At 72.5% G+C, this 20,197-nt stretch carries 21 protein-coding genes; 14 read left to right on the top strand and 7 right to left on the bottom strand.

Going from position 1 to position 20,197, the window contains the following annotated elements; all coding sequences use genetic code 11:
• Positions 1-18 precede the first annotated feature (18 nt).
• Positions 19-993, bottom strand: a complete 975-nt coding sequence (locus M8316_RS14920) for a serine/threonine-protein kinase (protein WP_250055840.1) — start codon at positions 991-993, stop codon at positions 19-21.
• A 263-nt stretch (positions 994-1,256) separates the two neighbouring features.
• On the opposite strand from M8316_RS14920, the gene rpsF reads away from it, so the two are divergent.
• The 4 genes from rpsF to rplI all read left to right on the top strand — a co-directional run bounded on the left by rpsF (position 1,257) and on the right by rplI (position 3,078).
• Positions 1,257-1,547, top strand: a complete 291-nt coding sequence (gene rpsF, locus M8316_RS14915; protein WP_250055838.1) for a 30S ribosomal protein S6 — start codon at positions 1,257-1,259, stop codon at positions 1,545-1,547.
• A 164-nt stretch (positions 1,548-1,711) separates the two neighbouring features.
• The gene (locus M8316_RS14910) at positions 1,712-2,284 is read left to right on the top strand and encodes a single-stranded DNA-binding protein (RefSeq protein WP_250055836.1); all 573 of its coding nucleotides are present in this window, start codon (positions 1,712-1,714) and stop codon (positions 2,282-2,284) included.
• A 95-nt stretch (positions 2,285-2,379) separates the two neighbouring features.
• The gene (rpsR, locus tag M8316_RS14905) at positions 2,380-2,616 is read left to right on the top strand and encodes a 30S ribosomal protein S18 (protein ID WP_250055834.1); all 237 of its coding nucleotides are present in this window, start codon (positions 2,380-2,382) and stop codon (positions 2,614-2,616) included.
• 15 nt (positions 2,617-2,631) lie between these two features.
• The gene (rplI, locus tag M8316_RS14900) at positions 2,632-3,078 is read left to right on the top strand and encodes a 50S ribosomal protein L9 (protein WP_250055832.1); all 447 of its coding nucleotides are present in this window, start codon (positions 2,632-2,634) and stop codon (positions 3,076-3,078) included.
• 83 nt (positions 3,079-3,161) lie between these two features.
• On the opposite strand, the gene M8316_RS14895 is transcribed toward rplI, so the two are convergent.
• Positions 3,162-4,514 (bottom strand): MATE family efflux transporter, encoded by a 1,353-nt coding sequence (locus tag M8316_RS14895; RefSeq protein WP_250055830.1) that lies wholly within the window; start codon positions 4,512-4,514, stop codon positions 3,162-3,164.
• 590 nt (positions 4,515-5,104) lie between these two features.
• On the opposite strand from M8316_RS14895, the gene dnaB reads away from it, so the two are divergent.
• From dnaB to M8316_RS14875, 4 genes are all read left to right on the top strand, one after another.
• On the top strand, positions 5,105-6,526 hold the full coding sequence (gene dnaB, locus M8316_RS14890) for a replicative DNA helicase (RefSeq protein ID WP_272495302.1): 1,422 nt from the start codon (positions 5,105-5,107) through the stop codon (positions 6,524-6,526).
• Between the two features lie 108 nt (positions 6,527-6,634).
• A complete protein-coding gene (locus M8316_RS14885) occupies positions 6,635-7,009 on the top strand; it encodes a hypothetical protein (RefSeq protein WP_250055829.1) in 375 nt (124 codons plus the stop codon).
• 88 nt (positions 7,010-7,097) lie between these two features.
• Positions 7,098-7,850 (top strand): hypothetical protein, encoded by a 753-nt coding sequence (locus M8316_RS14880; protein WP_250055828.1) that lies wholly within the window; start codon positions 7,098-7,100, stop codon positions 7,848-7,850.
• Positions 7,851-7,884: 34 nt separating this feature from the next.
• Positions 7,885-8,529 (top strand): hypothetical protein, encoded by a 645-nt coding sequence (locus tag M8316_RS14875; protein WP_250055827.1) that lies wholly within the window; start codon positions 7,885-7,887, stop codon positions 8,527-8,529.
• A gap of 15 nt (positions 8,530-8,544) precedes the next feature.
• Here M8316_RS14875 and M8316_RS14870 read toward each other — a convergent pair whose 3' ends face one another.
• Entirely contained in the window at positions 8,545-9,504 is a 960-nt protein-coding gene (locus tag M8316_RS14870) for a diacylglycerol/lipid kinase family protein (protein ID WP_250055826.1), read from the bottom strand.
• A gap of 72 nt (positions 9,505-9,576) precedes the next feature.
• Complete coding sequence (locus M8316_RS14865; RefSeq protein ID WP_250055825.1) at positions 9,577-10,608, bottom strand: LacI family DNA-binding transcriptional regulator; 1,032 nt, start codon at positions 10,606-10,608, stop codon at positions 9,577-9,579.
• Positions 10,609-10,840: 232 nt separating this feature from the next.
• Here M8316_RS14865 and M8316_RS14860 point away from each other — a divergent pair, with 232 nt between their 5' ends.
• The 4 genes from M8316_RS14860 to M8316_RS14845 all read left to right on the top strand — a co-directional run bounded on the left by M8316_RS14860 (position 10,841) and on the right by M8316_RS14845 (position 16,663).
• Positions 10,841-12,157 carry an ABC transporter substrate-binding protein gene (locus M8316_RS14860; RefSeq protein ID WP_250055824.1) on the top strand — a complete coding sequence of 439 codons (1,317 nt, stop codon included), beginning with the start codon at positions 10,841-10,843 and terminating at the stop codon, positions 12,155-12,157.
• Between the two features lie 116 nt (positions 12,158-12,273).
• Positions 12,274-13,158, top strand: coding sequence for a carbohydrate ABC transporter permease (locus tag M8316_RS14855; protein WP_250055823.1), 885 nt, complete (start codon positions 12,274-12,276; stop codon positions 13,156-13,158).
• Positions 13,159-13,161: 3 nt separating this feature from the next.
• On the top strand, positions 13,162-13,992 hold the full coding sequence (locus M8316_RS14850; protein WP_250055821.1) for a carbohydrate ABC transporter permease: 831 nt from the start codon (positions 13,162-13,164) through the stop codon (positions 13,990-13,992).
• A gap of 100 nt (positions 13,993-14,092) precedes the next feature.
• The gene (locus tag M8316_RS14845) at positions 14,093-16,663 is read left to right on the top strand and encodes a family 78 glycoside hydrolase catalytic domain (protein ID WP_250055819.1); all 2,571 of its coding nucleotides are present in this window, start codon (positions 14,093-14,095) and stop codon (positions 16,661-16,663) included.
• A gap of 12 nt (positions 16,664-16,675) precedes the next feature.
• Here the strand turns inward: M8316_RS14845 and M8316_RS14840 are convergent, their stop codons facing one another.
• On the bottom strand, positions 16,676-17,158 hold the full coding sequence (locus M8316_RS14840) for an acyl-CoA thioesterase (RefSeq protein ID WP_250055817.1): 483 nt from the start codon (positions 17,156-17,158) through the stop codon (positions 16,676-16,678).
• A gap of 187 nt (positions 17,159-17,345) precedes the next feature.
• On the opposite strand from M8316_RS14840, the gene M8316_RS14835 reads away from it, so the two are divergent.
• Both M8316_RS14835 and M8316_RS14830 read left to right on the top strand, forming a co-directional pair.
• The gene (locus M8316_RS14835) at positions 17,346-17,546 is read left to right on the top strand and encodes a hypothetical protein (RefSeq protein ID WP_250055815.1); all 201 of its coding nucleotides are present in this window, start codon (positions 17,346-17,348) and stop codon (positions 17,544-17,546) included.
• A 37-nt stretch (positions 17,547-17,583) separates the two neighbouring features.
• A complete protein-coding gene (locus M8316_RS14830) occupies positions 17,584-18,366 on the top strand; it encodes a class I SAM-dependent methyltransferase (RefSeq protein ID WP_250055813.1) in 783 nt (260 codons plus the stop codon).
• 33 nt (positions 18,367-18,399) lie between these two features.
• On the opposite strand, the gene M8316_RS14825 is transcribed toward M8316_RS14830, so the two are convergent.
• Together M8316_RS14825 and M8316_RS14820 are read right to left on the bottom strand one after the other, a co-directional pair.
• Complete coding sequence (locus tag M8316_RS14825; RefSeq protein ID WP_250055797.1) at positions 18,400-19,401, bottom strand: succinylglutamate desuccinylase/aspartoacylase family protein; 1,002 nt, start codon at positions 19,399-19,401, stop codon at positions 18,400-18,402.
• 182 nt (positions 19,402-19,583) lie between these two features.
• Positions 19,584-20,111 (bottom strand): ATP-dependent zinc protease family protein, encoded by a 528-nt coding sequence (locus M8316_RS14820; RefSeq protein WP_250055795.1) that lies wholly within the window; start codon positions 20,109-20,111, stop codon positions 19,584-19,586.
• Between the last annotated feature and the right edge of the window lie 86 nt (positions 20,112-20,197).

Raw genomic sequence — 20,197 nt, 5'->3', positions numbered from 1 at the left:
GCGTAGGAGACGGCACCGTCACCCGGGCTGCTCGTCGCTCCCCTCGCCGCCCACGAGCCAGCGGACCCACCAGCGGTGCCGGTGGCCGGCCTCGTCCCGGTCCTCCTGCGCGCGGGGCGACCCGGCCACGGCCACCTCGCCGGGCGGCTCGGGGTCGGGCCCGAGCCGGTCGGGCACCCACGGCGGTCGGAGGTCCTCGGCCCACGGGGCGGACGGCGGCACCCCGGCCGCCTGGAGCATCGACCGGGCCTCGCGGGCCGAGAGGGGACGCTCGTCGGGGTCCTCGGCGGTCAGCTCGGCGACCAGGTCGGCCAGCGGGCCCGCCACGGTGGGCTGCGGCGGCTCCGAGGCGTGGCCGGGCGGCGGTGCCCCCGTGAGCAGCTCGCGTGCCACGACCCCCGCGGAGTACAGGTCGGCCCGCGGGTGCGGTGGCGCGCCGTCGTCCTGCTCGGGGCTGGCGTAGCCGGGGGTGCCGAGCAGGATGCGCCCACGGCCGTGGGCGCGGGTGGCGAGGCCGAAGTCGGCGAGGAGCAGGTGCGGACGCCCCGAACCGGTGGGCCGCAGCAGCAGGTTGGTGGTGGTGACGTCGCGGTGCACCAGCCCGGCCGCGTGCACGGCCACCAGGGCGTCGAGGAGCTGGTCGAGCAGCACGGCCACGAACGGTGTCGGCAGCGGGCCGTGGTCGGCCAGGAGCTGGGTGGCGGTGCCCCCACCGACCAGCGGCGCCGTGGCCCAGGGGCCCTCCGGGGTGCGGACGTGGTCGAGCAGGCCGAGCACGTGGGGGTGCTCGACGATCGCCCGGCCGACCTCGGCGGGCTCCAGGGGAGCGGCGGCGACCCAGCGTCCGACCTCGAGGTCGAAGGCCCGCCAGACGGGGCCGAGGGAGCCCTCGCCGACCGGGTCGCGCAGCACGAGCCGACCCGCCAGGACGGAGCCGGCCACGGGCGTGGTGGGCCGCTTCTCGTCGGCGGGAGGGGTGGTGGCACTGGTCACGGGGTGGTTGTACCCCTGATCAGGCAGGATCAGTCGGACGACCCGCGTGGGCGCCGCGTCGGGGCCCGTCGGGGAGCCCGTCCCGTGGAATCGTGGGCGGCGCGCGCCCGCTGGTAGCCTGCACTGTCCTCACGTGAGCCTCCACCGACGGAAGTGCGAGCGCGAGGAACCCCGCTGTCGGCCGTGCGGCCGCTGCCGGGGATCGCAAGCCCTCCTGCCACGGAGAGACCGTGGCCGCTGAGTCCAGAGGAGGAGGAGACGCTGTGCGTGCCTATGAAGTGATGGTCATCCTCGAGCCGAGCCTCGACGAGCGCACCATCCAGCCGTCGCTGGAGAAGTACCTCTCCGTCGTCACCAACGACGGTGGTTCCGTGGAGTCGATCGACGTGTGGGGCCGCCGCCGGCTCTCGTACGAGATCAAGAAGAACTCCGAGGCGATCTACGCGGTCATCTCGCTCAAGGCCGAGCCCGCGACGGTCAAGGAGCTCGACCGTCAGTTCACCCTGAACGAGAGCATCCTGCGTACCAAGGTCCTCCGCCCCGACGCTCACTGAGCCTCTCCGTCCGTCCGCGGCGCCGCTCGTCGGCGACGACGTGACGGACGGTTGTGGAAGACCTTCGCCGGGTGTCGGTGCGACAGGGCAGGATCGTCCTCGCACCGCGACCGGCACACACGACCAGTTGCCGACGCACCCGCGTCGGCGCGTTGGGAGAATCCATGGCAGGCGAGACCGTCATCACCGTGATCGGGAACCTCGTCGACGACCCGGAGCTGCGCTTCACCCCGTCTGGGGCGGCCGTGGCGAACTTCCGGGTGGCGTCGACGCCCCGCACGTTCAACCGGCAGACCAACGAGTGGGAGGACGGCGAGAGCCTGTTCCTCTCCTGCGCGATCTGGCGGCAGGCCGCCGAGAACGTCGCCGAGTCCCTCCAGAAGGGCATGCGCGTCATCGTTCACGGCCGGCTGAAGCAGCGCTCCTACGAGACCCGCGAGGGTGAGAAGCGCACGGTCTTCGAGATGGACGTCGAGGAGGTCGGCCCGTCGCTGCGCAACGCGACGGCCAAGGTCGCCCGCATGTCCCGCGGCGGTGGGGGTGGCGGCTACTCCGGTGGCGGCCAGCAGTCCTCCGCGCCTGCCCAGCAGGCCAACGACCCCTGGGCCACCCCGGCACCGCAGCGCGGTGGCGGCGGAGGCGACTCCTGGGGCGGTGGCGGCGGCGGTTCGTCCCGCTCCGGCGGTGGCGACCCGTGGGGCGCTCCCGGCGTCGGTCAGGACGAGCCCCCGTTCTGACGGGGCCCGTCCACCAGCAGTACCCAGCTCATCAACCTCAACCATTCCGACCCGGTAGCCACTCCGGGGCGGGCTTCTAGAAAGGAAGCACCACAATGGCCAAGGCAGTGATGCGCAAGCCCAAGAAGAAGGTTTGCCAGTTCTGCAAGGAGAAGACGGGCGGTGTCGACTACAAGGACACCACCCTGCTCCGCAAGTTCATCTCCGACCGCGGCAAGATCCGCGCTCGCCGGGTGACCGGTAACTGCGTCCAGCACCAGCGCGACGTGGCGACCGCCGTCAAGAACGCCCGTGAGGTGGCCCTGCTGCCCTACACCTCGACCGGTCGCTGAGAAGGAGCCTGAGACATGAAGCTCATCCTCACCCAGGAGGTCACCGGTCTCGGTGGCCCCGGCGACGTCGTCGAGGTCAAGGACGGCTACGGCCGCAACTACCTCGTCCCCCGTGGCGTGGCCATCCGCTGGACCCGCGGTGCTGAGAAGACCGTCGAGTCCATCAAGGCCGCCCGCGGCGCCCGCGCCGTCCGCGACCTCGACCACGCGGTCGAGGTCAAGGGCAAGCTCGAGGCCGCTCAGGCCACGGTGTCCGTCAAGGCCGGTGCCGAGGGTCGTCTCTTCGGCTCCGTCACCCCCGCCGAGATCGCCGACGCCCTGGGCGCGGCCTCCGGCGAGTCGGTGGACAAGCGCACGATCGCGATCAAGAACCCGATCAAGTCGCTGGGCGCTCACACCGTGACCGTCCGCCTCCACGAGGAGGTCGCCGCCACGGTGACCGTCGAGGTCGTCAAGGCCTGACGCGTCGCTCGACGCAGCAGTATCCGACGAGGGTCGGGCCCCGCGAGGGGTCCGGCCCTCGTCCGCGTCCGGAGGGCTGCTGCTCAGGCGCCCGTGACCATCCAGGCGCCCGAGCGGTTGCGCAGGAGCAGGACGACGGCCCGCGCACCCATGAAGACGACGCTGAAGGCCGCCCAGACGGCGACGAGCCCGGCGAGGTGGCCGGCCAGCAGCACAGCGGGCAGGTAGACGACGAGCACCGCGAGCCCGCCCCAGGCGAGGTAGGAGCCGTCCCCGGCGCCGATGAGCACGCCGTCGAGCACGAACACGACGCCGGCGAGGGGCTGGAGGACGGCGGCGACGAGCAGCACCGGCACGAGCCGGTCGGCGACGGCCGGGTCGGGGGTGAAGAGCGGGCCGAGGAACGGGCTGGCCGCGGCGAGCAGGGCGCCCGTGGCGACCCCGCCGACGAGCCCCCAGCCGATCATCCGGCGGGTGAGTGCCCGGGTGTCGGCCAGGTCCCCGGCGCCGAGGCTGCGGCCCGTGAGGGCCTGGGCGGCGATGGCCACCGCGTCCAGCACGAAGGCGAGGAACGTCCACAGCGTCATGGCCAGCTGGTGGGCGGCGAGGTCGACGTCGAGGGCGTTGCCGGTGGCGCCCAGGGTGACGGCGGCGGTCGTGGCGAGGAGCGCGGCGCGCAGGGTCAGCGTGCGCACCACGAGGGGGGCACCGGCCCGGGCGGCCGCGAGCACCCCGCCGGCGTCCGGGCGGAGGGGGGCGCCCTCCCGGCGGGCACCGCGCGCCACGACCACCACGAGGGCGGCGGCGGCACCGGCCTGGGCGAGCACCGAGCCCCACGCGGAGCCCGCGATGCCCCAGCCGAGGCCGTGCACGAGGAGCACGTTGAGCACGAGGTTGGCGACGTTGGCGACCACGGCGACGACGAGGGGCGTCCTGGTGTCCTGGAGACCGCGCAGCACGCCGGTGGCCGCCAGCATCAGCAGCAAGGGCGTCGTGCCCAGGAGCGCCGGGCGCAGGTAGGCGACGGCCTGGTCTCCGGTGGCCGCGGTGGGGTCGAAGAGACCGACGAGGAACGGGGCGAGGGGGATGGCGACCACGGTGGCCACCACGCCGATGAGCACGGCCAGCCAGAGCCCGTCGACGCCCTGGGCGAGCGCGCCCCGCCGGTCCCCGGCACCGAGGCGGCGCGAGACCGACGCGGTCGTGCCGTAGGCGAGGAAGACGCAGACGCCGACGACAGTCTGGAGGAGGCCCGAGGCGATGCCCAGCCCGGCCAGCGGGGTGGTGCCCAGGCGCCCGACGACGGCCGCGTCGCCGAGCAGGAACAGCGGTTCGGCGACGAGCGCGAGGAACGCCGGCCAGGCCAGGCGGAGGATCTCCCGGTCGACCTCGCGACGGGTGGACGGCGCAGCGCTGGGGGTCGTCTCGCTCGGCACCGGACCAGGCTAGTCAGCGTCTCCGACCGCGACGCCGGACGCCCTCCAGCGGTGAGCCCTGGGGGTGAGGCACACCCCCGGGAGGGTCCCCACCTGCGGTTTCCTGAGAGGCCGATGAAGAATCTGCCCGGACCGGTGGAAAACTCCTGCCGATCGGTGGAAAACGTGCGTCGGGGAGCTTTGTCGACATGGCTGCACGGGGGCGTCCACGTGTCGGACGAGTGAACGCTCGCGGCCACAAATTCTTTTCCACACAGATCGGTGTCCTGTGAAACAGCAGGTCAGAGCGTCCGTTCACCACATTTGGGGACGAGGCTCCACAGAGTTCTCCCCAGCCTGTGGGCAGTGATCAACAGGGACTCCCCAGCCATCCCCACGTTCTCCACAGGACCTGTGGAGAACCAGCTTTTACGGGCCGCCCCCGAGGTCGTAACGTCCCGCCGGATGACGTCTCCGGGTGGTGCTCACCCGGAGCAGCCGACCGTCCCGGCGCCGCGCGTCCGCCCCTGCGTCCACCGCAGTGTCGGAGCAGCGACCTAGCCTGGCGGAGCAGGGACGTCGACGCCTCACGGACGGGAGCCGGGAACCGCATGAGCATCGCCGAGGAGACCCAGCGGAGCAGCGGCGAGCCGCCCTTCGAGGACTGGGGGGACGGCCCCGTCTCCTACGAGGCGGGGCAGCGTCCGACGTCCGGCGGCGGCGACCGCACGCCGCCGCAGGACATGGCGGCGGAGCAGTCCGTCCTGGGCTCGATGCTGATCTCCAAGGAGGCCATCTCCGAGGTCGGCGAGATCATCCGCGGCACCGACTTCTACCGCCCGGCGCACGAGTCGATCTTCGACGCGATCATCGACCTCTACGGGCGCAGCGAGCCCGCCGACATGATCACCGTCGCCCACGAGCTGCAGCGCCGCGGCGAGCTGCAGAAGATCGGCGGCGCCCCGTACCTGCACACGCTCTCGGCCAACGTGCCGATCGCGGCCAACGCGGGCTACTACGCGGAGATCGTGCGGGAGAAGGCGATCCTGCGGAAGCTCGTGGACGCCGGCACCAAGATCGTCCAGATCGGCTACGCCGGCGAGGGCGAGGTCGACTCGATCGTGGACGAGGCCCAGGCCGAGGTCTACAAGATCGCCGACAAGCGCAACGGCGAGGACTACGTGCCCCTCGCCGACATCATGGACGGCGTCCTCGACGAGATCGAGGCCATCGGCAACCGCGAGGCCGGCGTGTACGGCGTGCCGACGGGCTTCGCCGACTTCGACGACCTCACCAACGGCCTGCACGGCGGTCAGATGATCATCGTCGCGGCGCGACCCGCCATGGGTAAGTCGACGTTCGCCCTCGACCTGGTGCGGGCCGCGTCCATCCACAACGGGCTCGCCAGCGTCTTCTTCAGCCTGGAGATGACGCGCTCGGAGATCACCATGCGTCTGCTCTCCGCCGAGGCGAAGGTGCCGCTGAACCACATCCGCAACGGCAACATGACCGACGACGACTGGCAGAAGCTGGCCCGCAAGATGGGCGAGGTCTCCAGCTCGCCGGTCTTCATCGACGACTCCCCGAACATGACGATGATGGAGATCCGGGCGAAGGCCCGGCGCCTCAAGCAGCAGCACGACCTCAAGCTCATCGTGATCGACTACCTCCAGCTGATGAGCTCGGGCAAGAAGGTCGAGTCCCGCCAGCTCGAGGTCTCGGAGTTCTCCCGTCAGATCAAGCTCCTCGCCAAGGAGCTCGAGGTGCCGATCATCGCGCTCTCCCAGCTGAACCGTGGACCCGAGCAGCGAGGCGACAAGCGCCCGATGATGTCCGACCTGCGCGAATCCGGATCGATCGAGCAGGACGCCGACATGGTGATCCTGCTGCACCGCGACGACGTCTACGAGAAGGAGTCGCAGCGCCCCGGCGAGGCGGACCTGATCGTGGCCAAGCACCGCAACGGCGCGACCCGCGACATCGTCGTGGCCTTCCAGGGTCACTACTCTCGCTTCGTCGACATGGCGCACTGAGACCGACCAGACACGGCTGACCTGCACTTCTGGGAGCCGAGACCGGTCGGCGGGAGTAGTGTCAGGCATGCCCGACCGGACGCTCCGGGCGGTGCTCGGAGGTGCTCGGTGCGACGCGACATCCTGATCAGCAACCTGGTGGCCGGCGGGCTCGGCCTGGCGCTGCTCGTCCCCCTGGGAGCCTGGCCGCTGCTCTTGTTCGGCGTCCCGTACGTGCTCGCCGCGTCCACCTTCCTCGGTCGCGCCTACCGGCGGGAGACGATGACGACCCGGCAGGAGGCGTTCGTCTGGGCGCTGCCCGGTCTCGCGAGCGCGCTGCTCTGGGCCGTGCTGCTGGGTCAGATCGACGGCTTCGGCGGTCCCGTCGTGGCGTGGGGTGCGGCGCTCGGGACCGGCCTCTACGTCGGGTGGCAGGCGTTGGCTCTGTTCCTCCGCACGCTGAGGCCTCAGCGGGGGCGGGCGGACCGGGTGCAGGCCTTCTGACCTGGGCGCCGTGGACCTTGGGCAGCAGTTGCTTGGTTGCACGTGAAACCAGTGGCGGCCGCGCCTGCCCTCCGGTCACCCTCGTGTCGTGACTGCCTTGCCGACCCATCCGACCGGTGATGACCTCCGCGCGCTGTGCCGGTCCTCGCCGTGGCGGTGGACGACGCTGCACCTCGTCCACCGTGAAGTCCACGGTGAGGTCGGCGGCAAGGAGCGTCCCGGGGGTGACACCGAGGCGTGGGTCGTGCGGCCGGGGTGGACGCGCTGGGTCCGCGGTGACGCGTCCGGCGTCGCGACTGGCGTGCCCTACAGCCATGTGACGATGTCCATCGGCGCCGGTGCGCCGGCCATCGAGCCCGGTCCGGGGCTCTCGCCCCAGGAGGTCGAGCCCGAACGACGCGACGACGGCCTGGTGCTGACGCGCCCGGACCGGGTGGGACCACGCTGGGTCGACTACGACGACCCGATGGTCGGGAGCTTCCGCTGGGTGGCGATGCTCGACCCCGAGGAGCTGGCCACGGGCGTGGCGATGAGCGACGTCCGGGTGGAGCAGCGGGACGGCAGGACCACCTGGGCCGCGACGATGCGGCCGCACGACGGCTACCTGCCACGCTGCGGAGGGGACTGCTGCGAGCTGCTGCCCAGCGTGGCGGGCCTGTTCTCCGAGGGCGAGGAGAACGTCCCGCACGACTGGCAGGAGCGCGTCTACCCCGAGGCCTTCGACGTCGCCGTCGACGTGGCCACCGGGGTGGTCGTCCGCGTCCGTGAGCTCGGCGGCGCCACCCCCGGGGCCGGCTTCGAGAACGACCTCCTGGCCGTCGACGCAGCCGTCGAGCGCTGAGCGTGGGGCGGCCCGGCCGCCGTAGGGTTGCCACATGGGCGTCAACGACCTCTCGGACGAGGACTTCACCGCCCTCTACGGCGACTGGGCCGGGCGCACGCCGACGGACGCCGTGGCCCTGATGACCGGCTACCCCGGCACGTGGTGGGTCGCGGGCGGGTACGCGGTGGAGGCGCTCACCGGCCCGCACCGCGGCCACCACGACCTCGACCTGGCCGTCCTCGGTGACGAGCTGCCACTGTTCCGACGGCACGTGGCCGGCCGGCTGCACTGCTGGAGCGCGACCAGCGGTGCGCTGGCGCCCCTGCTGCCGGACGACCGCCCGGACGGCACCGCCGCCGAGGTGCTCCCCGACGGGTGCGTCCAGCTCTGGACCCGCCCCAGTGCCCGCCACCCCTGGGAGTACGACGTGGTGGTCGGGCCGGGCAGTGCGCGGGAGTGGGTCTACCGACGCGACGAACGCATCCGGATGCCCATGGCCGAGGCGCTGACCAGCGTGGACGGCGTCCCCTACCTGCGCCCCGAGATCCAGCTGCTCTACAAGGCGCCCGGCCGCCGACCGCAGGACGAGGCCGACCTGCGCGCGGCGCTCCCGCTGCTCAGCAGCACCGCCCGGGCGTGGCTGCACGAGACGCTGTCGTTCCTCGACCCCGAGCATCCCTGGCTGGCCGAGATCTAGCGGGTCCGGCAGGGGTCAGGCGCGGACGACCAGTGCGCCCGGCTGGACGACGAACACCGTCTCGGTGGCCTCGCCGAGCACGTCGCCGTCCACCTCGCAGGGCTGCGGCGACGGGGTGCGCAGGTGGACGACCTTGGCGCGCGAGCGCTCGAGGGACGGGCCGTCCTTCGTGTGGCCGACGAGCACGCGGGCGGCGGTGCCGACCCAGTCGAAGAGGCCCTTCGGCGTCAGCACGGCCACGTCGAGGCAGCCGTCGTCCACCTCGGCGTCGGGGAGCAGCACCACACCGCCCGTGAGCTCGCCGCAGGAGCCGACGACCACGGTGCGGGCCTCGACGTGCGACGGCTCGCCGCCGTCGAGCCAGACCTCCAGGTCGAAGGGGTCGTCGGTGAGGTGCTGGGCGCCGCTGGCCACGTAGGCGGCCCAGCCGGCCTTGGCCTTCACGTCCTCCGGGGCGTCGTCCATGACGTGGGCGTCGAAGCCGAGGCCCGCCATCACCGCGAAGGCGTGCACGTTGTCGGCCGGTGCGGGCGGCTGCGGGTCGGCGAGGTCGGGGGTCTGGCCGGGCGCCGGGTCGGCGACGAGCCAGCCCAGGTCGATGGTGCGGGTCGAGGAGCCGAGCGCCACCCGGGCCGCGTCCTCCAGGGAGGTCACGGGCAGGTCGAGGTTGCGGGCGAGCAGGTTGCCGGTGCCTCCGGGCAGCAGCCCGAGCGGGACGCCGCTGCCGGCCAGCTCCTGGGCGACGGCGCGCACGGTGCCGTCCCCGCCCAGCGCGCAGACCACGGAGGCGCCGGAGTCGACGGCGTCGCGGGTCTGGCCGAAGCCGGGGTCGTCCTCGGTGGTCTCCACCAGGCGCGGCTCGGGCACGCCGAGCTCGGCGGCCACGGCGGCCAGGCAGGAGCGCACCTCCTCGAGGTCCTCGACCTTGATCGGGTTCACGACGACGACGGGGACGCCGACCTGGGGCTCGCTCACGCGGGCAGGCTCCCAGAGCGTGCGGACGCGGCGCCTCACCCCGTCCAGACGGGACGCCGGCCGCAGCACGGCTCAGGTGCCGGTGCTCTCCCGGGCGATCAGCGTCGGCGTGAGCCGCACGTGCTCGTGCTCGTGCGAGCCGGGGTTGCGGATCTCGTCCACGAGGAGCCGCACCGCGTGCCGGCCCATCTCCTCGCCCGGCTGCGCCATGGTCGAGATCGGCACCGTGGACTCCCACGCCTGGCGGTTGTTGTCGTAGCCGATGACCTTCACGTCGTCGGGCACCGAGACCCCCTGCACGCCGAGCGCCTCGATGATGCCGAAGGCGATGAGGTCGGTGGCGGCCAGCACCCCGTCCGGGCGCGCGTCCGCCGCGCGCGCGGCCAGCGCGTCGCCGACCTTGCGGCCGTCGGCCGGCTTGGTCTGGAGGGTGCGGAGCAGCTCGAGGCTCACCCCGTCCGCCTCGGCGACGGCCCTCTGCGCGCCCCGGTACCGGTCCGCGATGGGCAGCAGCGAGAACGGACCACCGGTGAACAGCAGCCGCCGGCACCCGGCCTCGATCAGGTGCTGCGCGGCCAGGTAGCCGCCGAGCTCGTCGTCGGTGGTGACGCAGCAGCCGCGCCCCGAGGCGTCCACGTTGAGCGCCACCACGTCGCTCTGCCACTCCTGGAGTCGCCACTGGTCGTCCGCGCTGCTCGGCAGCGGTGCGATGAGCACCCCGGCCATGCGCTCGGCGTCGAACAGCGACAGGTAGACGAGCTCCTTGTCGGTGTTCATGTCGCAGTTGGCGAGGACGAGGTTCAGACCGCGTTCCTGCGCCTCGAGCTCGGCCCCGCGGGCCATGTCGAGGAAGAACGAGTTGCCCAGGTCGATGACGATGAAGGCGATCATCGAGCTGGTGCCGGCGGCCAGCGCGCGGGCCCGCGAGTTGGGCACGAAACCGAGCTCGTCGATGGAGCGGCGGACTCGTTCCAGCGTGTGCGGGGAGACCTTCTCGGGGTGGTTGAGGACGTGGCTGACGGTGCCCAGCGCGACGCCCGCGTGGGCGGCGACGTCGGCCATGCGGACGCTGCGCCGCCCGTTGCTCTCGGCCAGCTCGTCCACCCCCTCTCACCTGCGTGTTCTCACTCTGCTGACGGCCCCTGCGACCGGCCTCCCGGGCGCCTCGCCCGGCCCTGCGGCGCAGGCCGGTGCCGTTGGACCCCGGACTCTAGCCCGAAGGCCCCACCGCCCGACGAGTTCGCGAGATGTGGTTGACACCACGTCGGCCGTGTGGCTACGGTCACGAATGTTGAAGCGCTTCAATCCAGAGCGCGAGCGATCAAGGGAGAAGCTTGTGAACACCTGGGGAACTCGCCGGCGCCGCCGGTCCACGATCGTCGGGGTCGGCCTCGCCGTCGCCTCGCTGACCACGCTCGCCGCCTGTGGCGGCAGCTCGGACTCCGCGTCCGGCGAGGGCGACCCGGAGGCGTTCTCGTTCCTGATCAACAGCGAGAACACCAACATCCCGCCGGTGCTGGAGTCGCTCGCCGCGGACCAGTGCTCCGCCGAGAACGACGCGCTCCCGCTCGAGATCGAGACCATCCCGCAGACCCAGCTCGACCAGCAGCTCCAGCTGCTCGCCGGGCAGGACGCCCTGCCGGTCTCCTTCGCCGCGGGCAACACCCCCGAGCTCGTCAAGACGCTGGACGAGGCGGGCCAGCTGCTCGACTTCGACGAGACGCTCACCGACCTCGGCGTCATCGACGACATCTCGCCGGCGGCGATCTCCACGATCGAGACCCTCTACGGCGGCTTCAACGTCCTGCCGTACCAGTACAACATCGAGGGTTTCTGGTACAACACCGAGCTCTTCGACGAGCTGGGCATCGACGTGCCGACCACCTGGGACGAGATGGTCGACGCCGCCGAGCAGCTCGACGCCGCCGGCGTCCAGCCGTTCTCCGCCTCCGGCGAGCAGGGCTGGCCGCTGACCCGCCTGGTCTCCGGCTACCTCTTCCGCGACCTCGGCCCGGACGCCCTCCAGGCCGTCGCCGACGGTGACGCGGCGCTGACCGACCCCGAGTACGTGGCCGGCGCGCAGGCCGTCGCCGACCTCGGCGAGCAGGGCTGGTTCGGCCAGGGCCTCGGCTCCATCGACTACGACACCGCCGTCAACACGTTCATGAGCGGCGACGCCGGCATGCTCTACATGGGCAGCTGGGTGCTCTCGAACTTCTCCGACGAGGACCTCAACAAGATCGGCAACGACAGCATCGGCTACTTCCCGTTCCCGGACGTCGAGGGCGGCGCCGGGTCGGCCGAGCAGACGCCCGCGAACGTGGGCCTGCCGATGACCTTCTCGGCCAAGCAGTACAACTCCGAGGTCGGCGACTGGCTGACCTGCATCTCCGAGAACTGGGGCGCCGCCGCGCTCGAGGTGCAGGACATGGTCTCCGGCTTCACCGTGAACTCCGACGTGGAGCTCGACCCGCTGACCCAGGAGGTCTCCGACCAGGTCGCGGCCGCCGACAGCTCCGTGCTCTGGTTCGAGGCCCTCTTCGGGGCCCAGGCCACCAACGTCAGCCAGACCAACGCGGCCTCGTTCGTCTCCGGCAACACCTCGGCCGAGGACTTCATGTCCACCGTCCAGTCGGCGCTCGACAGCGAGTGACGACAGGCTGGTCCCCCGGGCGTGCCCCCGGGGGACCGGCACCCGCCGGGCACCCCCGACGCCCGGCCCCCTGACCCTGCCGCCCACGGGCGGCGACCCGGAGAGAGCAGGTTGAAGTGGAACGCGTCCTCGGCGACCGGAAGGCGGTCCTGGTCCTCCTCGGGCCGGCCATGCTGGTCTACACGCTGGTGATGATGATCCCGGTGCTCGTCTCGCTCGGGTACTCGCTGTTCGACGGCAACGCCATCACCGGCTTCAGCTACGTCGGCGTCGACAACCTCACGCGGCTGTGGGGCGACGAGCAGGTGCACCAGTCGCTGGTCTTCACCATCAAGTACGCCCTCGTGCTCACCACCACGCAGGTGGCGCTCGGCTACGGCCTGGCCCTGCTGTACGTGTTCGTGCTCAAGCGGGCGTCCTCGCTGATCCGCACGCTGCTGTTCTTCCCGATCGTGCTGCCCACGGTCGCGGTGGCCCTGATGTTCCAGAAGTTCTTCGAGATCGCGCCGAACACCGGCCCGGTCAACGAGATGCTCCTGGCCCTGGGCTCGGAGCCGATGGACTTCTTCGGCTCCGGGATGAGCGCCTTCTGGGTCATCATCCTGATGGACCTGTGGCGCTCGGCCGGCTTCTACGCCGTCCTGCTCTACACCGGGCTGGTCGACATCCCCGAGGACGTCATGGAGTCCGCGCGGATGGAGGGCGCCGGCACCTTCCAGATGATCCGGCACATCATCATCCCGCTCTCGATGCCGGTGCTGCTCTCCTCGCTGATCTTCTCGATCAACGGCACGCTGAAGGTCTTCGACTCGATCGTCGCCCTCACCAACGGCGGGCCCGGCACCGAGACGGCGCCGCTCACGCTCTACATGTTCCGCACGTCGTTCAGCTACGGCGACTACGGCTACGGCGCCTCGATCGCGCTGCTGCTCACCATCCTGTCGCTGCTGTTCACGATCTTCGTCTTCCGCTCCGCGCGGCGCGACGTCACGGAGGCCTGACCCATGCGCTCGTTCGTCTCCCAGCTGCCCGCCCGGCTGCTCGTCGCGATCATGCTCGTGGCCGTCGTCTACCCGCTCGTGTGGATGTTCCTCGGCTCGCTCAAGACGCAGGAGGAGTTCCTCAACAACAGCGCCTGGTCGCTGCCCCAGGAGTGGGTGTGGAGCAACTACGCCAGCGCCTGGACGGACGGCAACCTGGCCACCTACGTCCGCAACTCCGTCATCACGGTCTTCCCCGCGCTCGCGGTGATCGTCGTGGCGGGCACGGCCGCCGGCTTCGCGCTGGAGGTGATGGTCTGGAAGGGCCGCAACACCGTGCTGCTGATGTTCCTGCTCGGGATCATGGTGCCGGCCCAGATGATCCTGCTGCCGCTGTTCACCGCCTACTTCGAGATCGGCATCACCGGCACCCTGTGGCCGCTGTTCATCACCTACTGCGCCATCGGCCTGCCGCTGACGGTGTTCATGATGGCCACCTACTTCCGGGCGGTGCCCCGGGAGATCTTCGAGGCCGCGGTGCTCGACGGCGCGTCCATCTACAAGGCGTTCCTGCTCGTCGGCTTCCCGATGGTCCGCAACGCCGTGGTCACCGTGGCGCTGGTGCAGTTCTTCTTCATCTGGAACGACCTGCTCATCGCGCTCACCTTCACCAGCAGCGACGACCTGCGCACCATCCAGGCCGGCCTGCTCAACTTCACCGGCGAGTTCGGCCAGACCCAGTACGGGCCGCTGTTCGCCGCCATCTGCATCAACGTCTTCGGCACCCTCGCGCTCTACCTCTTCCTGAACCAGAAGGTCATGAAGGGCATGGCCGGCGGGGCCGTCAAGGGCTGAGCCCGGCACCTCACCGCACCCCGCAGCACCCGCAGCACCCCCCTCTCCGCGTCCGGCGGCCTCTCGGGCCCGCGCCGGCACGTCCACGAAAGGCACCCCCATGACCTCCCCGCTGGTCAGCGCGCCCACCGTCGAGCACCACCGCGAGGCCCTCGGCATCGGCGAGACCCGGCCCCGGCTCTCCTTCGTCGTCGACGCCGACGCCTCCTGGCGCCAGCGCAGCTACGAGGTGGAGCTGGACGCCGGCGGCGTCACCACCACCTCCGGGTGGGTCGAGGACGACGACAGCGTGCTGCGGCCGTGGCCGTTCGCGCCGCTGGGCAGCCGCGAGGCGGTCCGGGTGCGGGTCCGTGTGTGGGGCGAGCACGCCGACCCCAGCGACTGGTCGGGCTGGACCCACGTCGAGATCGGTCTGCTGGAGCCCGGCGACTGGTCCGCGGTGATGGTCGGCCCCCTCGCCGAGGTGCCGGTCACCGGCGTCGTCCGCCTGCGTCGAGAGCTGGACCTGCCCGCCCCGGTGGCGTCGGCGCGGCTCTACGTGACGGCCCACGGCGTCACCGAGGTGGAGCTGAACGGCCGCCGGGTCGGCGAGGACGCCTTCGCCCCCGGCTGGACGAGCTACCCCAGCCGGCTGCGCTACCTGACCTACGACGTGACCGAGCACCTGCACGAGGGCGCCAACGCGATCGGCGCGTGGCTGGCCGACGGCTGGTACCGCGGGCGGCTCGGCTTCCACGGCGGCCGGGCCGAGCGCTACGGCGACACCCTCGGCCTGCTGGCCCAGCTGGAGGTGACGCTCGCCGACGGCAGCACCGTCACGCTCGGCACCGACGAGTCGTGGGCGGTGCACGACGCCCCGATCACCGCCACCTCGCTCTACGACGGCGAGACCCACGACGCCCGCGCGGCCGACCCGGACTGGAGCACGGCCGGCTGGGCAGGCGAGCCCACCGGCGGCGTCCGCGTCCTCGAGCGCGACCCCGCCACCCTCGTCGCTCCCGACGGCCCCCCGGTCCGCTGCGCCCACGAGGTCGCCCCCGTGGCGGCGTGGACGGCCCCGTCGGGCGCGGTGCTCCTCGACTTCGGCCAGAACCTGGTGGGGCGGCTGCGGATCACCGTCGCCGGGGACGCCGGCGAGCAGGTGCGGCTGCGGCACGCCGAGGTCCTCCAGGACGGCGAGCTCTACACGCGCCCCCTCCGCTTCGCCGACGCCACCGACACCCTCGTGCTCGCCGGCCGGGAGGAGACCTGGGAGCCGCGCTTCACCTTCCACGGCTTCCGCTACGCCGAGGTCACGGGCTGGCCGGGCGGCACGCCCGAGACGATCCAGGACGCCGTCGTGGCCCGCGTCCTGCACACCGGCATGGAGGCGGCCGGGGAGTTCGCCTGCTCCGAGCCCGACGTGAACCGGCTGCACGCCAACGTCGTGTGGTCGATGCGCGGCAACACCCTCGAGGTGCCCACCGACTGCCCGCAGCGCGACGAGCGCCTCGGCTGGACCGGCGACATCCAGGCCTTCGCGCCCACCGCCGCGTTCCTGTACCGCTGCACCGGCATGCTCGCCGGGTGGCTGCGCGACCTGGCCGCCGAGCAGGAGCCGGACGGCAACGTGCCCTGGTACGTGCCCTACATCGACACCACCCCGCAGTGGACGCCGCCGAAGCCCGGCGCCGTCTGGGGCGACGCGGCCGTGCTGACCCCGTGGGACCTGTTCACCGCCACCGGCGACACCGACCTGCTGGCGCGTCAGCTGGAGTCGGGCCGCAGGTGGGTCGACCTGGTCGACCGGCTCGCCGGCCCCACGCACCTGTGGACCAAGGGCGGCCAGCAGCTCGGCGACTGGCTCGACCCGGCCGCCCCGCCGGAGGACCCGGCCGCCGCGGTGACCGACCCGGCGCTGGTGGCCACCGCCTTCTTCGCCCAGTCCGCGCGACGCCTCGCCGACACCGCCGACGTCCTCGGGCTCGAGGACGTGGCCGGGCACTACCGCTCGCTGGCGGGCCAGGTGCGGGAGGCGTTCCTCGGCCGGTGGCGCGCCGAGGACGGCACCCTGACCGAGGACACCCAGACCGCGCTGGCGCTGGCCATCTGCTTCGACCTGCTCGACGAGGCCGACCTGCCCGCCGCGGGCGAGCGGCTCGCGGCCCTCGTGGCCAAGGCGGAGAACCGCATCGCCACCGGCTTCGCGGGGACGCCCCTGGTCACCGAGGCCCTCTCCCGCACCGGCCAGGACGCCGCCGCCTACGACCTGCTGCTCGAGCGGGGCTGCCCGTCCTGGCTCTATGCCGTCTCGATGGGCGCGACCACCATCTGGGAGCGGTGGGACTCGATGCTGCCCGACGGCACCGTGAACCCGGGCGAGATGACGTCGTTCAACCACTACGCGCTCGGGGCCGTGGCCGACTGGCTGCACCGCCGCGTCGCGGGCCTGGCTCCGGCGGCCCCCGGCTGGCGGGAGATCCGCGTCGAGCCCCGCCCCGGTGGCGGCCTCACCCACGCCTCCGCCGCCCACCTCACGCCCTACGGCCGGGCATCGGTGGCCTGGCAGGTGGACGCCGACGGCGCGCTGAGCGTGGAGGCCACGCTGCCGACGGGCACCACGGGCACGGTGCTGCTGCCCGGCGGGGAGCCGGTCGCGGTCGGCCCGGGCACGCACACGTTCACGGCCTGACCTGGATCTGCGTCAGGAGACGGTGATCGGACCCAGCACGCGGCGCACCTCCTCGGGGACGGGGACGGGGCGCCGCGTGCGCTTGTCGATGTAGACCTGCTGGAAGTGACCGACCCCCGCGGGCTCCTCGACCCCGGGCAGGAAGATGCCGCAGCGGTAACGCACCGAGGACCGGCCGACCTTCTCGATCCGCAGGCCCAGCTCCACGGAGCCGGGGAAGTGGATCTCGGCGAAGTAGCCCATGCCCGTCTCGACCACGACGCCCACGGCGTCCAGCGCCTCGGGCGAGAGGCCGTTGGTCTCCCAGAGCCAGGCGTTCACCGCGGTGTCCATCAGCTCGTAGTGCACGGCGTTGTTCACGTGGCCGTAGCGGTCGGTGTCGGCCCAGCGCAGCGCGACCGTCCGGTGCTCGCCGAAGTCGCTGCGCCGCAGGTCACGGGGGTCGGAGTGCGGGTCGGTCTGCGGGTCCGTCTGCGGGGGCTGCTCGTCGCTCACGCGACCCATCCTGCGCGTTCGGGGCGCGCCGGTCGGCGGATGGGTCCGTTTCAGGAACCGGTTCCAACCGGGCGGGGGGTGTAGGACCGTTACCAAACGGTGACATTAGGGAGTAGCGGCGCAATCTCGGCGCAACGACGCGGTGCCGCGCACGACCCCTGATGCCCCGACGACGAGGTGACCGACCATGCGCACGCCCGGACGAGACAGCGACCGCTCCCACCCGCCCCGCCGCCGCGCGGGCGTGGGGAGGATGGCCTACCGCACCACGGTGGTCACCACGGTGGCCTCGATCATCGTCCTGGGTCCCATCCGCGTGGACGGCAGCACGGACTCCTCCGACACGGACTCCTCGGGCAGCGACGCGCAGCTCGTCAGCACGCGCTGACGACGCTCCGGCCCCCGGGCTGGCACACTGCCCGCCCGTGAGCGGTGGATGGAACGACCCCGGGGTCGCAGCGGCCTACGCCGAGACGTTCGCGCCGCTGTGCGCGGGCGTGCACCCCGCCGTCCTGGCTGCGCTCGGCGACGTGGCGGGACGTCGCGTCCTGGACGCCGGGGCCGGCACCGGCACCCTCACGCACCGCCTGGCCGCCGCGGGCGCGCAGGTGGTCGCGGTCGAGCCCGACCCGGCGATGCGGGCCCTGGCCGACCCCTCCCTCGGGCTCGTCGAGGGTGCGCTGCCCGACCTCCCGCTGCCCGACGACGCGGTGGCCGCGGCCGCGTCGGTGTTCGTGGTCAACCACCTGGACGACCCCCGGGCCGCCGTCGCCGACCTGGCCCGCGTGACCCGCAGCGGCGGTCGCGTCGTGGTCACCATCTGGCCCAGCGGCGCCCACGTGCAGGGCCGGCTGTGGGAGCAGGTGCTGGCCGAGGCCGGCGCCGTGCGACCACCCGGGGTGCGGCTGCCCGCCCACAGGGACTTCCCGCGGACCGTCGAGGGCCTCGCCGGCCTGCTGGCCGGCGCCGGCCTGGTCGACGTCCGGGCCCGCGAGGTGGCCTGGACCCACACCTGCCCGCCCGACACGCTGTGGCGCGGGGCGGCCGGCGGCGTCGGTGGCATCGGCGTCACGCTGCGCGCGCAGACGCCCGAGGTGCAGCAGGCGATGCAGACCGCGCACGACCGGCACGTGGCCGACCTCCTCGTGGACGGGATGCTGCAGCTGGAGACCAGCGCGGTGCTCGCCGTCGGCGTCGTGGCCGGCTGAGCGCTCCGAGTGTCGAGCAGGCCTCAGCAGGTCTCAGCAGTCGGAGGCGTGCGGCACCCCGTGCTCGCCCTCCGGCGTGGCCGGCTCCTCCACCTCCGCCAGGTGGATGACGGCGTCGCCGCTGTTGACCAGCGGCGCCTCCGTGCGCCCGATGACGATGCCGTCGCGGTCGGCGCGCACCAGTCGCACGCGCTTGCCGAAGGAGTCGAAGAGCCCGCCCAGGCGGTCGCCCTTGGTGACCCGGTCACCGAGCTGGGCCTCCAGGTGCAGCATCCCCGTGCCGCGGGCGCGCACCCAGCCCGAGCGCCAGGACACGGCGGACGCGGCGGGCGGCTCCTCCTCGACCGGGTCGGTCATCCCCAGGGCGGCCAGCACCCGCCGGACGCCGAGCACGCCGGCGTCCACGGCCCAGGGGTCCATGCGCCAGGCCTCGCCCGCCTCGTAGAGCAGCACGGTGGCCCCGCGCTCGCGGGCGGCGAAGCGCAGCGAGCCGTCGCGCAGGCGGGCGTGCATCATCACCGGCGCGGCGAACGCGCTGGCCAGCTCGCGGGTCCGGGGGTCCTCGAGGTCGGCGCGGATCTGCGGCAGGTTGGTGCGCCGGTCCGAGCCGGTGTGCAGGTCGATGCCGACCTCGCACTTGGCCACGACCTCGGTCATCATCAGGTGCGCGATCTGGGAGGCCAGCGAGCCGCGCGCCGCCCCGGGGAAGGAGCGGTTCAGGTCGCGGCGGTCGGGCAGGTAGCGGTCGCCGTTGGAGAAGCCGAGGACGTTGACGATCGGCACCGCGATGAGCGTGCCGCGCATCGTCTTCGCGTCGAGACCGGCCAGCACCTGGCGCACCACCTCGACGCCGACGGCCTCGTCGCCGTGGATGGCGGCGTCGATCCAGACGGTCGGGCCGTCCTCGCGGCCGTGGACCACGCGCACCGGCAGGTCGACGTCCGCGCCCGTGACGAGGCGGGTGATGGGCAGCGAGACGGACTGCGTGCGGCCGGCACGCACCCGCACCGGGCCGATCTCGAAGGAAGGACGCACCCGGTCAGTCTTTCATCGTGACTGATGAGGGCGAGGTGGGTGGCCGGGTGCGGGCGTCTCGTGGCTCGTCGCCGGGGCTCCTCGCACCTCGACGACCGGTCCTGCGCTGGTCGAGGTGGGTGCCCGGGTGCGGGCGTCTCGTGGCTCGTCGCCGGGGCTCCTCGCACCTCGACGACCGGTCGTCAGCGGCCGCGGTTGCGTCGACGTGTGGCCAGCGGCGGCTTGCCGCCCAGGTAGGACTGCGCGGGGTCGACGACGTAGCCCTGGCGCAGGCCCTCGCGGCCGATCAGCATGCGGAAGCCCATCTCGTCGCGGCGCGACAGGGTCATCTCGGTGGTGACGGTCCGGCCCATGAGGGTGACGTCCATGGGGACGACGAACCGCTCGTCGGCGTGGCCGGAGGAGGAGCGGACCTCGCGCACGTCCAGCACCGGCCGCTCGACGACCACGGCGTCCTCGTCGGAGGCCTGCCAGGGGTGGATGGTGAAGCGCACCCAGCGCGCCCCGTCCTTCTCGATCTCCTCCAGGTCGAAGGCGTGGATCGCGGACGAGCGTGCACCCGTGTCGAGCTTGGCCTTGACCCACGCGACCTCGCAGCCCGGAAGGGCGACCCACTCGCGCCATCCCGCCACCGTGTAGGAAGGTGGGGTCTCGGCAGGTCCGCCCTCGTCCTCGAGGTCGCTCTCGTCCGTGTGCACGGCTTCGGTCACCCTGGTGTTCCTCTCCGGCTCGCGACGGGCGCCCGGGACGCCCGCTGAACGACACCCACCCTGCCACTTGACCACCCAGCCGACCC

Origin of the sequence: Nocardioides bruguierae (assembly GCF_023554635.1) — a bacterium.
GTDB lineage: Bacteria > Actinomycetota > Actinomycetes > Propionibacteriales > Nocardioidaceae > Nocardioides > Nocardioides bruguierae.
This window is presented reverse-complemented; position numbering and strand designations above follow the sequence as displayed.